Source organism: Streptomyces atratus, from assembly GCF_040655115.1.
GTDB classification, from domain to species: Bacteria; Actinomycetota; Actinomycetes; order Streptomycetales; family Streptomycetaceae; genus Streptomyces; species Streptomyces atratus_D.
The window spans coordinates 186,958-198,182 of sequence record NZ_JBFAJH010000001.1 but is presented as its reverse complement, the minus strand read 5'-3'; the positions used below and the strand labels follow the sequence as shown (position 1 = coordinate 198,182).

General features: G+C 72.2%; 11 protein-coding genes and 1 pseudogene. 8 read left to right on the top strand and 4 right to left on the bottom strand.

Annotated features, from left to right (window positions below; all coding sequences use genetic code 11):
- Positions 1 to 134: 134 nt before the first annotated feature.
- Positions 135 to 920, top strand: coding sequence for a hypothetical protein (locus AB0I23_RS00945; protein WP_359105551.1), 786 nt, complete (start codon positions 135 to 137; stop codon positions 918 to 920).
- A 140-nt stretch (positions 921 to 1,060) separates the two neighbouring features.
- Here AB0I23_RS00945 and AB0I23_RS00940 read toward each other — a convergent pair whose 3' ends face one another.
- Positions 1,061 to 1,558 (bottom strand): MarR family winged helix-turn-helix transcriptional regulator, encoded by a 498-nt coding sequence (locus AB0I23_RS00940; protein WP_436846856.1) that lies wholly within the window; start codon positions 1,556 to 1,558, stop codon positions 1,061 to 1,063.
- 226 nt (positions 1,559 to 1,784) lie between these two features.
- Here AB0I23_RS00940 and AB0I23_RS00935 point away from each other — a divergent pair, with 226 nt between their 5' ends.
- Positions 1,785 to 2,636 (top strand): lysozyme, encoded by an 852-nt coding sequence (locus AB0I23_RS00935; RefSeq protein ID WP_359105549.1) that lies wholly within the window; start codon positions 1,785 to 1,787, stop codon positions 2,634 to 2,636.
- 48 nt (positions 2,637 to 2,684) lie between these two features.
- Positions 2,685 to 2,894, top strand: a pseudogene (locus tag AB0I23_RS00930) (polysaccharide deacetylase family protein); the annotation flags it as partial.
- Positions 2,895 to 2,905: 11 nt separating this feature from the next.
- On the opposite strand, the gene AB0I23_RS00925 reads toward AB0I23_RS00930, so the two are convergent.
- The 3 genes from AB0I23_RS00925 to AB0I23_RS00910 all read right to left on the bottom strand — a co-directional run bounded on the left by AB0I23_RS00925 (position 2,906) and on the right by AB0I23_RS00910 (position 6,769).
- On the bottom strand, positions 2,906 to 3,115 hold the full coding sequence (locus AB0I23_RS00925; RefSeq protein ID WP_359105546.1) for a hypothetical protein: 210 nt from the start codon (positions 3,113 to 3,115) through the stop codon (positions 2,906 to 2,908).
- A gap of 114 nt (positions 3,116 to 3,229) precedes the next feature.
- The gene (lon, locus tag AB0I23_RS00920) at positions 3,230 to 5,650 is read right to left on the bottom strand and encodes an endopeptidase La (protein ID WP_359105544.1); all 2,421 of its coding nucleotides are present in this window, start codon (positions 5,648 to 5,650) and stop codon (positions 3,230 to 3,232) included.
- Between the two features lie 324 nt (positions 5,651 to 5,974).
- Positions 5,975 to 6,769: a rhomboid-like protein gene (locus AB0I23_RS00910; RefSeq protein ID WP_359105542.1), complete on the bottom strand. Its 795-nt coding sequence runs from the start codon at positions 6,767 to 6,769 to the stop codon at positions 5,975 to 5,977.
- A 167-nt stretch (positions 6,770 to 6,936) separates the two neighbouring features.
- Between AB0I23_RS00910 and AB0I23_RS00905 the strand changes: the two genes are divergently transcribed.
- Genes AB0I23_RS00905 through AB0I23_RS00885 form a run of 5 tightly spaced genes read left to right on the top strand, consistent with a single transcriptional unit; the run spans position 6,937 to position 11,206 of the window.
- Complete coding sequence (locus tag AB0I23_RS00905) at positions 6,937 to 7,536, top strand: RNA polymerase sigma factor (RefSeq protein ID WP_359105539.1); 600 nt, start codon at positions 6,937 to 6,939, stop codon at positions 7,534 to 7,536.
- Positions 7,533 to 8,477: a hypothetical protein gene (locus AB0I23_RS00900; RefSeq protein WP_359105536.1), complete on the top strand. Its 945-nt coding sequence runs from the start codon at positions 7,533 to 7,535 to the stop codon at positions 8,475 to 8,477. The genes AB0I23_RS00905 and AB0I23_RS00900 overlap by 4 nt, the downstream gene beginning before the upstream one ends.
- A 10-nt stretch (positions 8,478 to 8,487) precedes the next feature.
- A complete protein-coding gene (locus AB0I23_RS00895; protein WP_359105533.1) occupies positions 8,488 to 9,291 on the top strand; it encodes an ABC transporter ATP-binding protein in 804 nt (267 codons plus the stop codon).
- Positions 9,288 to 10,601: a hypothetical protein gene (locus AB0I23_RS00890; protein WP_359105531.1), complete on the top strand. Its 1,314-nt coding sequence runs from the start codon at positions 9,288 to 9,290 to the stop codon at positions 10,599 to 10,601. Before AB0I23_RS00895 ends, AB0I23_RS00890 begins: the two co-directional genes overlap by 4 nt.
- Positions 10,598 to 11,206, top strand: a complete 609-nt coding sequence (locus AB0I23_RS00885) for a hypothetical protein (protein WP_359105529.1) — start codon at positions 10,598 to 10,600, stop codon at positions 11,204 to 11,206. The genes AB0I23_RS00890 and AB0I23_RS00885 overlap by 4 nt, the downstream gene beginning before the upstream one ends.
- Positions 11,207 to 11,225 lie beyond the last annotated feature (19 nt).

Genomic DNA, 11,225 nt, shown 5'->3' with positions numbered 1-11,225 from the left:
GGGCTTTGGCAAGATGCCCGCCCGCACCCGGCACGGAGCCGTTCCTTCCGCCCAGGACTCCCCCACTGACCTGCTGGTACGGTCCAGCACCTGACGCGTGCAGGCTCCGTGAAGGCGTCGTGCAGACTGACCGTATGCGCATCGAAGTCGCCACGGCTCCCGGTAGCCCCGAGCGCCCCAACGAGGACTGGGCAGCCACCGCGCTTCCCGCTTCCGGCAGGGGTGGGACGCTCGTTCTGCTCGACGGAGTCACTCCACCGCAGGGGAACGACGGTTGTGTGCACTCTGTGCCCTGGTTCACCGCGCGACTGGGCGGATCGCTGGTCGAACTGTCGGGTTCGCGGCGAGATCTGACGCTCACCGAGATCCTCGCCGAGTCCATCCGGCGCACCGCCGACACGCATCGTTCCCTGTGTGACCTTTCTCACGTACGCACGCCTCAGGCGACCGTCGTCCTGGTGCGCTGGGACGAGGAAGGGGTCGAACACCTGGTGCTCTCCGACTCGGTCCTGCTGTTCGAGTCGCCGGACGGAACGGTGCGCGCAGTGCTCGACGACCGCCTCGACCGGCTGCCGCCCGGCTCCCTGGCCACCGACGCGATCGCCGATGCGCAGGTACGGAACAAGGAGGGCGGCTTCTTCACCGCCGCCGCCGACCCCGGGGTGGCGGTCCGCGCCGTGACCGGGTGGACACCGCTCGCCGAGGTGCGGGCGGTGGCCGCACTGACGGACGGGGCGAGCCGCTGGACGGAGATGTTCCACGAGGGCGACTGGGCGGCCTGCCTCACGGTGCTCCGCAAGGAGGGCTCGCAGGGGTTGATCGACCGGGTCAGGGCGCTTGAGGACGCGGACGCGGAGCAAGCGTATCTGCGGCGCAGCAAGACGCATGACGACGCGACGGCGGTCTTCGCGGTGCTGTAGGCCACCCGGGTGCGGGGTCGGACCCGGGCCGGGGCATGGAGGGGCGCTCTCCGGTGGGCGGTTTACCGAGGCCGGGGTCCGAGAGCGCTCGGGGGTGCCGGGCCGGTCGAGGTTCGGTCCGGGGTCGGGCCCGGCCGGCGTCAGTCCTCGGCGCGGGCGTTCAAGTGGTGCAGCAGCCGCGCCAATTCCGCCACCTCGGTCCGGTCCCAGTCGGCGAGCTTGCTCACGTACCGGTCACGGCGCGCGTCGCGGACACTGCGGAAGCGTGCCAGCCCCTCGTCGGTGAGATGGACGAGGAAGGCCCGGCCGTCGGCCGGATCGGGCTCGCGCGCCACCAGTCCGAGCTCCTCCAGGGCGCGCAGCTGACGGCTCATGGTCGCCTTTCCGACGCCGAAGTACGCGGCGAGATCGGTGGCCCGCTGCCGCCCCACGGACTCCAGCCGTACGAAGAGTCCGTACGCCGCGGCCTCCAGCTCGGGATGGACCTCCCGTGCCATCTCACCGGAACTGGCCCGCGCGCGGCGCAGAAAGACGGCCAATTCCCGCTCCAGTGCCAGGAATTCGTGGTCCGCACCACTTCCTCCGGCCGCGCCGGGTTCACTACCGCTCTCGCTCCCGTGCACGTCAACACCCCTCATGAGCTTTCCTGCCGCTGAAAGTTTCTTTAGCCGCCGGTCGTCGCCGCAGCTCCGCCAGTATTTCGCAGGCGTAGACCAACGGCGGCGCCCAGGCCCTCTTCCGCCAGGCGGGTCTACGTGCGTAGCTTCATTGCTGGCATGTTCACACCATGACATGCCGCAGGGGTGCGCCGAGCCGCCCCCCTGGGTCTGCAGATCCCCCCACCGAGGCCTCGGAGGCACGCACATGCCCGTGCACAGATCCGGATCCGGAACGACCCGCCGCTCACGCCTGGCGGCGCTGGGAACCCTCCTCGCAGCACTTTCGCTCCTGCTCACCCTGCCCGGCGCGGCCACCGCGGCCGACTCCCCCACAGCCGCCGCCAAGAAGCCCGCGCGCGGGTCGGCCACGATGGGCATGGGCGTCATCGCCCACGACGGCCGGGGCGGCCTGCCGCGCGACATGCTTGTCGCCCAGACCGAAGGCGTGGACGTCAGCAGCTACCAGGGCAACGTCGACTGGACGACTCTCTGGAACAGCGGCGTCCGGTGGGCCTACACCAAGGCCACCGAGGGCACGTACTACACGAATCCCTACTTCGCGCAGCAGTACAACGGCTCGTACAACGTCGGCATGATCCGCGGCGCGTACCACTTCGCCACCCCGGACACCACGAGCGGCGCCACCCAGGCCAACTACTTCGTGGACCACGGGGGCGGCTGGTCGAAGGACGGCAAGACGCTGCCCGGCGTACTCGACATCGAGTGGAACCCGTACGGCGCGCAGTGCTACGGCAAGACGCAGGCCGGCATGGTCTCCTGGATCCGCGACTTCGTGAACACGTACAAGGCGCGCACCGGGCGTGACGCGGTCATCTACACCGCGACCAGCTGGTGGACGACCTGCACCGGGAACAACTCGGGCTTCGGCACCACCAACCCGCTGTGGGTGGCCCGTTACGACACCACGGTCGGCACGCTCCCGGCCGGCTGGGGCTACTACACGATGTGGCAGTACACGTCGTCCGGCCCGTACGTCGGCGACCACAACCACTTCAACGGCGCTCTCGACCGCGTACAGGCACTCGCCAACGGCTGAGCCTCCGCCCCCGGAGCCCCGGTGACGCTCCCCGTCGCCGGGGCTCCCTCGTCGACCGACTCCGCGCTGATCAAGAAGCGGATTACTCGATCAGGCGAGCAAGGACGGCATCATCCTGCTGCACGACATCTACGGGGGGACCTGCCCGCGGTGCCCGGCATCATCGACGCGCTGAAGGAACGCGGCCACACCCTGGTGACGGTCCCGTGGCTGATGGCCCCCGCCGAGCCGGTGCCGGGGACCGTCTACCGCCCCTGAGAACCTGTCGGTCACGACGCACAGCAGGGCACCGTCACCGGTGCACCGGTGTCCTCGTGCCCGGTGGCGTCCGGGTCACCCCGGCGCATCGCGAGCCGCCCCTCGTCCGCCACCCCGTCGACCGGCCGCACCACCGAGCCCACCGGGACGGCGGTCCGGCCGACGGACCGCGGCGTGCCGGTCTGCGGCAGCAGCGTGGCCTTTCCGTGCCCCCCGGTCACGGAACAGCACGTTCCCGCACCCGGATACGCGGAACGGCCCGCACCGCCCTTTCGGGTGGTGCGGGCCGTCCGACCGGCCGCGCACGTCATGCCACGCCCGTCACGCCATGGCGCTCACGCCGCGGCCGGGATCCTCTCCTCCGCCCTGGCCATGGCCGGAGCGAGGGCGATCTCCAGCACCTGGCGGACATCCGTCACCGGGTGAACCTCCAGCCTCTCCAGGACCTCGGCCGGGACGTCGTCCAGGTCTGCCTCGTTCCGCTTCGGGATCACCACGGTGGTGATGCCGGCCCGGTGGGCAGCCAGCAGCTTCTGCTTCAGCCCGCCGATCGGCAGCACCCGTCCGGTCAGTGACACCTCACCGGTCATCGCCACATCCGTACGGACCAGCCGTCCGGAGAGCAGCGAGGCCAGCGCCGTCGTCATCGTGATACCGGCACTCGGACCGTCCTTGGGGACCGCCCCCGCCGGGAAGTGGATGTGCGCTCCCCGGTCCTTGAGGTCGGCGACGGGCAGTTCCAGTTCGGCGCCGTGCGAGCGCAGGAAGCTCAGCGCGATCTGCGCGGACTCCTTCATGACGTCGCCGAGCTGCCCGGTCAGGGTCAGTCCGGCCGCGCCGGTCTCCGGGTCGGCCAGCGACGCCTCGACGAACAGCACGTCGCCACCGGCGCCGGTCACCGCGAGTCCGGTCGCCACGCCCGGCACCGCGGTGCGGCGCTCGGCCGGGTCCTGGGCGGACTCGGGGACGTGGTGCGGCCGTCCGACGAGACCCCGCAGGTCCTCGTCGGTGACGGTGAACGGAAGCTCCCGGTCGCCCAGTTCGTGCTGGGCCGCCACCTTGCGGAGCAGCCGGGCGACGGCCCGCTCCAGGTTTCGTACGCCCGCCTCGCGGGTGTACTCGCCCGCCAGCTTGCGCAGCGCCGACTCGTCGAGCGTCACCTCGTCCTTCTCCAGACCGGCCCGCTCCAGCTGGCGGGGGAGCAGGTGGTCGCGGGCGATGACGACCTTCTCGTCCTCGGTGTAGCCGTCGAGCCTGACCAGCTCCATGCGGTCGAGCAGTGCCTCCGGGATGGCTTCCAGGACGTTGGCGGTGGCCAGGAAGACGACGTCGCTGAGGTCGAGTTCGACCTCCAGGTAGTGGTCGCGGAAGGTGTGGTTCTGCGCCGGGTCGAGGACTTCGAGGAGCGCCGCGGCCGGGTCGCCGCGGAAGTCGGAGCCGACCTTGTCGATCTCGTCGAGCAGGACGACCGGGTTCATGGAACCGGCCTCCTTGATGGCGCGGACGATGCGTCCGGGGAGCGCACCGACGTACGTACGCCGATGGCCACGGATCTCCGCCTCGTCCCGCACACCGCCGAGCGCGACGCGGACGAACTCGCGGCCCATGGCGTGCGCGACGCTCTCACCGAGGGACGTCTTGCCGACGCCGGGCGGTCCGACGAGGGCCAGCACCGCGCCGCCGCGCCGCCCGCCCACGACCCCGAGACCGCGTTCGGCACGGCGCTTGCGCACCGCGAGGTACTCGGTGATCCGCTCCTTCACGTCGTCCAGGCCCGCGTGCTCGGCGTCGAGGATCTCCTTGGCGGCGCGGATGTCGTACGCGTCCTCGGTCCGTTCGGTCCACGGCAGTTCGAGGACGGTGTCCAGCCAGGTTCGGATCCAGGAGCCTTCGGGGCTCTGGTCGGACGAGCGCTCCAGCTTGTCGACCTCCTTGAGCGCGGCCTCCCGGACGTGCTCGGGAAGATCGGCCGACTCGACGCGGGCCCGGTAGTCGTCGGACTCGTCCCCCGGATCGCCATTGAGCTCGGACAACTCCTTGCGTACGGCTTCGAGCTGGCGCCGCAGCAGGAACTCGCGCTGCTGCTTGTCGACGCCCTCCTGGACGTCCTTGGCGATGGACTCGGCGACGTCCTGCTCGGCGAGATGCTCGCCGAGCCACTGAATGGCGAGTTTCAACCGGGCGACCGCGTCGGTGGTCTCCAGGAGCTGCACCTTCTGGGTGGTGGTGAGGAACGGTGAGTAACCGGAATTGTCGGCGAGCGCGGAGATGTCGTCGATCTGCTGGACCCGGTCCACGACCTGCCAGGCGCCACGCTTCTTCAGCCAGCTGGTGGCGAGGGCCTTGTACTCCTTGACCAGCTCGGCGGCGGCGCCGGGGAGCGGGTCGGGAACCGGGACGTCCACGCGGGTCCCCTCGACCCAGAGTGCTGCCCCGGGTCCGGTGGTCCCGGCACCGATCCTCACGCGGTCACGGCCGCGGATGAGGGCGCCCGGGTCCCCGTCGGAGAGCCGGCCGACCTGCTCGACGGTGCCGAGTACACCGGTCCCGGTGTAGGTCCCGTCGATCCGCGGCACCAGCAGCACCTCGGGCTTGCCACCACCCGGACGGGCGGCGGCCTGGGCAGCCTCGACGGCGGCCCGGACATCCGTGTCGGACAGGTCCAGAGGAACCACCATTCCGGGCAGCACGACCTCGTCGTCGAGTGGCAGCACAGGCAAGGTGAGCGGAGTGACCGCGTTGGACTCAGTAGCCATGATCTCCCCTTCGGCAGTCAAGTTGAGCTATGCAGACTCAATGCTCCTGACCTACTTAATGTTCCCGGGCCCGTGTTCGCTCTCAGCGATCTTCTTCCGCCGCACCCGTCGCCTGCGCAAGCCGTTCGCGGCTGCCCTGCGCACGGGGGAGAGTTCCCGTATGGGCGACACACGCGTGGACGACAGCAGCCTGGCCAAGGACGGGACGATCAGACGTGAAGGCTCACTGAGCCGAATACCGGCAGCGTTCGCCCGCGTGGTCGAGGCGGCCCGCTCCCGGATCGCCGATGCGTTCGACACCACGCAACTGCACAGCGCCTACCTCTACGGGAGCGTTCCGCGCGGCACGGCCATTCCCGGTGTCTCCGATCTGGACCTGCTCTCGATCAGGCCCTCGCGCCGGTGCAGGAGCGGCCGGCAGGCCACCCCGAGCAGCAGGGCGAGCGGATGCCCCCAGCCGGTGAGCGGATCGGTGAACACGAGCAGATCGTGCGCCAGCATCACCCCGACGCCGACCAGGATCAGGGTGCGCGGCAGCGGGGTGAGCAGTCCGGCGAGCGCACCGACGCTCGCCATCAGACCGAAGCTGATGCCGTAGTCGAGCCGGTGCAGCGAGGTCTCCGGCAGATGTCCGGCCACCACGGAGAGCCCGACCGGGATCTCCGTGGCGAGCGTCGCCACCACATGCCCGAGCAGAAAGACCCCGGCGGTGCGCCACGCGCCGATGCGCCGCTCCAGGGCGGTCAGGACGAGAGCGAAGCCGAGGGCGTACGGAGAGGTGAGCCCGCCCGCGATCCACAGGGCGCTGGCGACGAGAACGCGCAGCGGGGTCCGCGTGAGATGCGCGACGTCGGTGCTCGATTCGCGCAGCACGGCGGAGACGGTGTCCGGATCGGCGTAGGCGGTGAACAGGGACGTGGCGACGAGCACCAGCAGATAACAGAAGGTGAACGGCGTCCCGGTCGGCGTCGGCAGCAGCCTCCACAGCCAGGACCGGGCGGGCGCGTCGGGCGGCGGTACGGGGGCCGGCGGTACCGAACGCCGCGGTCCCGGTACGGCATCGAGCAGCGGGGCCGCGTCACGTCGTACCTGTGCTGCCCCGTACGTACTCCGGTGCACCGCGCCAGACTCCCTTTTCTCACGCCCCCGGCTTCTCACGCCCCCTGTTTTCTCACGTACCCGGGGACAACGCCCAACCTTCCGCGATCATGTCCGCACCGTCCATGGCGCATGCCACACGGTGAACCGGCGAGGGGCCACGGCCCGATAGAGGGGATGTGAGGCTGATGTGCCCCTCGGGGGAGAACCTGACCGACGATGACGACGCGCTGCTGCGCGCCGTCGCACAAGGGGATGCGGCGGCCCTCGCCGCGCTCTACGACCGGCATGCCGGCTGGTTGTTCGCCCGGCTGAGCCGCCGGTGCGCGGACCCGGAGACGGTGAGGGAAGTACTGCAGGACACATTCGTCACCGCGTGGCGGTCCGCCGGTACGCACCGCGGCGGGCAGGCGGGCGGCTGGCTGTGGGTGATCGCCGCACGCCGCCTGGTCGACGCCCGGCGCGCCGAGGCCCGCACCGAACGCGCCACCCGGGCCGAGCAGGCCGGGGGCACCGACCGGTCCGCCGTCGCCCCGTCCGCGGAGGAACGGGTGCTGGCCGGCCTGGAGTACGCGGACGTGGGCGCGGCACTGGACCGGATCTCGCCCGAACTGCGGGAGGTCCTGCGCGCGACGGTCATCGACGGCTTGACGACCCGCGAGACCGCACAGCTCCTCGGCATACCCGAGGGCACGGTCAAGACCCGGGCGATGCGTGCCAGACGCGAGCTGCGCGCCGCCCTGGACCGGCTGACGCCGGGCGGCGAACCGCTGGGAGGCATGGCATGACGGGCTGGCATGTGGGCGCGGAGCCGGCGCGGCGGTACGCGTCCGGCACGGCGTCGGAGACCGACGCCTGGTCCCTGGAGAAGCACATCGAGGTGTGCGGGAGGTGCGCGGCGCGGGTGTCGGCGGCAGTACGCGGACAGGGGGGCGCGGCGGCCGTGGTCGACGACGTGCGGGCAGCGGTGCTCGCCGCGGCGGCGGGCGGCACGGATGCGGTCCGCGGATCGGCCGCGGTGCGGGGACCCGCTCGGGCCCCGGCATCCGTGCCCCCGTCCGCACCCCGCCACCACCGTGTTCCCCTCCTCGCCCCCGCCCTCCGGGCCGCCGGACCCGCGCTGCGTGGCCCCTGGCTGGTGGCCGTGCTGCTGGTGGCGGCCGCGGCCGTCGCCCTCGCGTACGGCGCAGGGAGCGGGACCGGGGCGGAGGCCGGTCTCCCGGTCCGTCCGCTGCTGCTCCTGATCGCGCCGGTGCTGCCGCTCGCCGGGGTCGGCGTCTCGTACGGGCGGCACGCGGATCCCGTGTACGAACTCGCCGCCTCCACACCGTCCGGCGGGCTGCGGCTCCTGCTGATCAGGACCGCCGCGGTCCTCGGCGTGAGCGTCCCGCTGCTGACCGCGGCGGGGGCGGTACTGCCCGCTTCGGCGGGTGCGCCCGGTGCGGTCGCCTGGTTGGTGCCGGCCGTCGCCATGACCCTGGCCGCGCTGGCGCTGGGTTCGTACACCGGATGCCGTGCCGGCGCCTCGTCCGTCACCGCGGCCTGGGGCCTTGCCGTCGTCGTGCCGTCCGCCGGCGCGACACCCCTGGACCCGGACGCCCTGGCCGACGGGGCGGCCCGGTACTTCGCCGGGCCCTTCGCGCAGAGCGGCTGGGCGGCGGGGGCGCTGCTGTGCGCCGCCCTGCTGACCGTACGCCGTCGGTCCTTCGACCATCTGGAGAAGTTGTGAGCGTGAACGCATGAGCACCGTGACAGTCCGAAACGCCCGTACCGTCCGCGTCAGCGGGCTGACGGTCCGCCACCGCAGGAGGACCGCGCTGGACGGCGTCGACCTCGATTTCGCTCCCGGGGTCCATGGCCTGCTGGGGCCGAACGGGGCGGGCAAGACCTCTCTGATCCGGGTCCTCGCGACCGTCGCCGCACCTTCCGGCGGCAGGGTCGAACTGCTGGGCAGCGAGGTCGGTGCGGTGACGGACCACCGCAGCCGCTCGGCCGTCCGGCGTCGTCTCGGCTACCTGCCCCAGGAGTTCGGCTACTACCCGGGCTTCACCGTCCGCGAGTTCGTCGGCTATGTCGCCTGGCTCAAGGAGATGCCCGCCGCGCAGGTCCCGGAGGCGGTCGAACGGGCCGTGGCACGGGTCGGACTGACGGACAGGATCGATGCGAAGGTGAAGACCCTGTCGGGCGGCATGGTGCGGCGCGTCGGCATCGCGCAGGCGATCGTCAACGATCCGGACCTCCTGCTGCTGGACGAACCGACCGCCGGCCTCGACCCGGAGCAGCGTGTCGAGTTCCGGGCGCTGCTGCGTGAGCTGGGCGAGACATCCACGGTGATCGTCTCCACGCACCTCGTCGAGGACGTCGCAGCGGCCTGCACCGAGGTGACGCTCGTCGAGGCCGGCCGGATCGCCTACCGCGGCACCACCGCCGAACTCACCGCGATCGGCGGCAACGGGGCGGACGACAGCCTCGGCGACAACTCGATCGAGCGGGGCTACACCGCCGCGCTCCGCGCTCACCGCACGGCGGTGGCAGGCCGATGACCGGGACCCTGACCCGCGTCCGGGACGCGGGCACCGCGGCCTCCGGTACGCCGCTGCGCACCGAACTGCGCCGCGGCATCCCGCCGTGGACCGGCGCGGCCGTCGCGCTCACCCTCCTCGTCACCCTGGGCGCGAGGGCTGACCAGTGGCAGGGTGACTGGGGCGAGACCCAGTCGCTGCTGCGCTCCGTGAACGCGCTGCTCTGCGGTCCGCTCGCGGCGGCAGCCGCCTGCTGGCAGGGCGGCCGCGAACGCCGCGCCCGCACCACCGAGCTGCTGTCCGCCGTCCCCCGCAGCCGGCTGCGCCGGGCCGTGACGGCGGCGGCGCCCGTCGCCCTGTGGGCAGCGGTGGGGTATCTCGTGGCGCTGGCGGTGCTGGTGGCCGCGAACCTGCCGTACGCGACCGGCCGCGGCCCGTCCCTCTCCCTCGCCGTCTCCGACAGCTCCCTTCTGGCGTCGATCGCACTGGTCGGCTTCGTCGTCGGGCGGCTGTCGCCGTGGCGGCTGACCGCGCCGGTCCTGGCGGTCTGCACGTACGTCGGGCTGGGTGTCCCCTCCTATCTGGAGTCGGATGTCCGCTTCCTGAGCCCGGGCGAGCAGGTCGAACTGGATGTATCCGTCCCGGTGTGGTGGTTCGCCCCGGTCATGCTGGCCTGGCTGGGCGGTCCGGCCCTCACCGTGCTGCTGGGGTACGCGGCGCGGCGCCGGGTGATCGCCGTCATACCGCTCGTCGTGGCGGTCGCCGCCGGGTCGCTCATTGTCCGGACCGGCGAGGAGCTGTGGCGGGACGACCCCACGGTGGCCCGCCGGATCTGCACGGACGGCGTCCCGCAGATCTGTGTGAACGGGCATGCCGGCCCGATGCTGGCGCAGGTGTCGGACGCCCTGAGCGGCATGCTCTCCCGGCTGGACGGGGTCCCGAACGCACCGACCCGGTACGTGGAGAACGGCGCACGCCCCGACGGCGGCGAAGTACCGCTGTCGCGCCTGACGCTCGGCTGGGACGTCGTGCGCAACAAGCTGCTCGATCCCCGTGCGTACGCGCAGGACGCCGCCGCCGGCCTGATGAGGCGGGACTGCCCGTCGGAGGGGACCGGAAAGGAAAGCAAGGAATACTGGCGCGTGCACCGCACCGACTCCGCGGTACAGGAGTGGCTGGTTCCCGTGAACGACCCCGCCGTCGAGAACCCGCAGGTCAAGGGCTACCTGGGCCGTCTCGAAGCCATGCCGGACACCGGCCGCAGGGCCTGGCTCGGCCGCTACCTGGCTTCCCGGGAGAGCTGCGACCCGGCGGAGGTGCCGGCACTGTGAACGGAACCGCGCAGGGACCGCTCCTCTACATCCGCTCGCGCGCCCTCCCCCTCACCGCCGCCGCCCTGGCCGGCATCGTGCTCGTCTCCGCCTGGGCCGCGGACTGGCTGCAGGACCACTTCGACCACACCGGGCGCGTCCCGGTCCTGGTGCTCGCCCCGCTGCTCGCCTCCGCCGCGATCTCCACCGGCATGCACGCGCACACCGCCGAGCTGGACCAGACCGCCGTACGCCCCTGGTGGCCGCGCCGGCTGCTGCATCTGCTGACCCTCACCGTGTTCGTCACCGGAGCACTCGCGCTGGCGGTGCCGGGGCATCCGGAGGCGTTCGGCGCGCCGGGGATGGTGCGCAACATGCTCGGGGCGACCGGGGTGGCGGCCGGGTCGGCGGCGCTGATCGGTGCCCGGCTGAGCTGGCTGCCGATGACGGTCTACGGCGGCGCGGTCTACCTGGCGGCGCCCCGCACCCCGGGTGGCGCGGCCGCCGTCTGGGCCTGGCCGATGCAGCCGGGGCCGCAGGGGGCGGCGTGGGCGGTGGCAGTGGTGGCGTATGTGGCAGGCGGGGCGCTCCTCGTGGTGCGCGGCGCACGGCCGGAGCCCGTGTGACCACGCCTTTCACCTCTCC

Bases quoted from the DNA above. Each gene is read 5' to 3' on its own strand.
- AB0I23_RS00895 (WP_359105533.1), top strand. From the start codon at position 8,488: ATGAGCACCGTGACAGTCCGAAACGCCCGTACCGTCCGCGTCAGCGGG.
- AB0I23_RS00900 (WP_359105536.1), top strand. From the start codon at position 7,533: ATGACGGGCTGGCATGTGGGCGCGGAGCCGGCGCGGCGGTACGCGTCC.
- AB0I23_RS00905 (WP_359105539.1), top strand. From the start codon at position 6,937: ATGTGCCCCTCGGGGGAGAACCTGACCGACGATGACGACGCGCTGCTG.
- lon (WP_359105544.1), bottom strand. From the start codon at position 5,650: ATGGCTACTGAGTCCAACGCGGTCACTCCGCTCACCTTGCCTGTGCTG.
- AB0I23_RS00940 (WP_436846856.1), bottom strand. From the start codon at position 1,558: ATGAGGGGTGTTGACGTGCACGGGAGCGAGAGCGGTAGTGAACCCGGC.
- AB0I23_RS00945 (WP_359105551.1), top strand. From the start codon at position 135: ATGCGCATCGAAGTCGCCACGGCTCCCGGTAGCCCCGAGCGCCCCAAC.
- AB0I23_RS00890 (WP_359105531.1), top strand. From the start codon at position 9,288: ATGACCGGGACCCTGACCCGCGTCCGGGACGCGGGCACCGCGGCCTCC.
- AB0I23_RS00935 (WP_359105549.1), top strand. From the start codon at position 1,785: ATGCCCGTGCACAGATCCGGATCCGGAACGACCCGCCGCTCACGCCTG.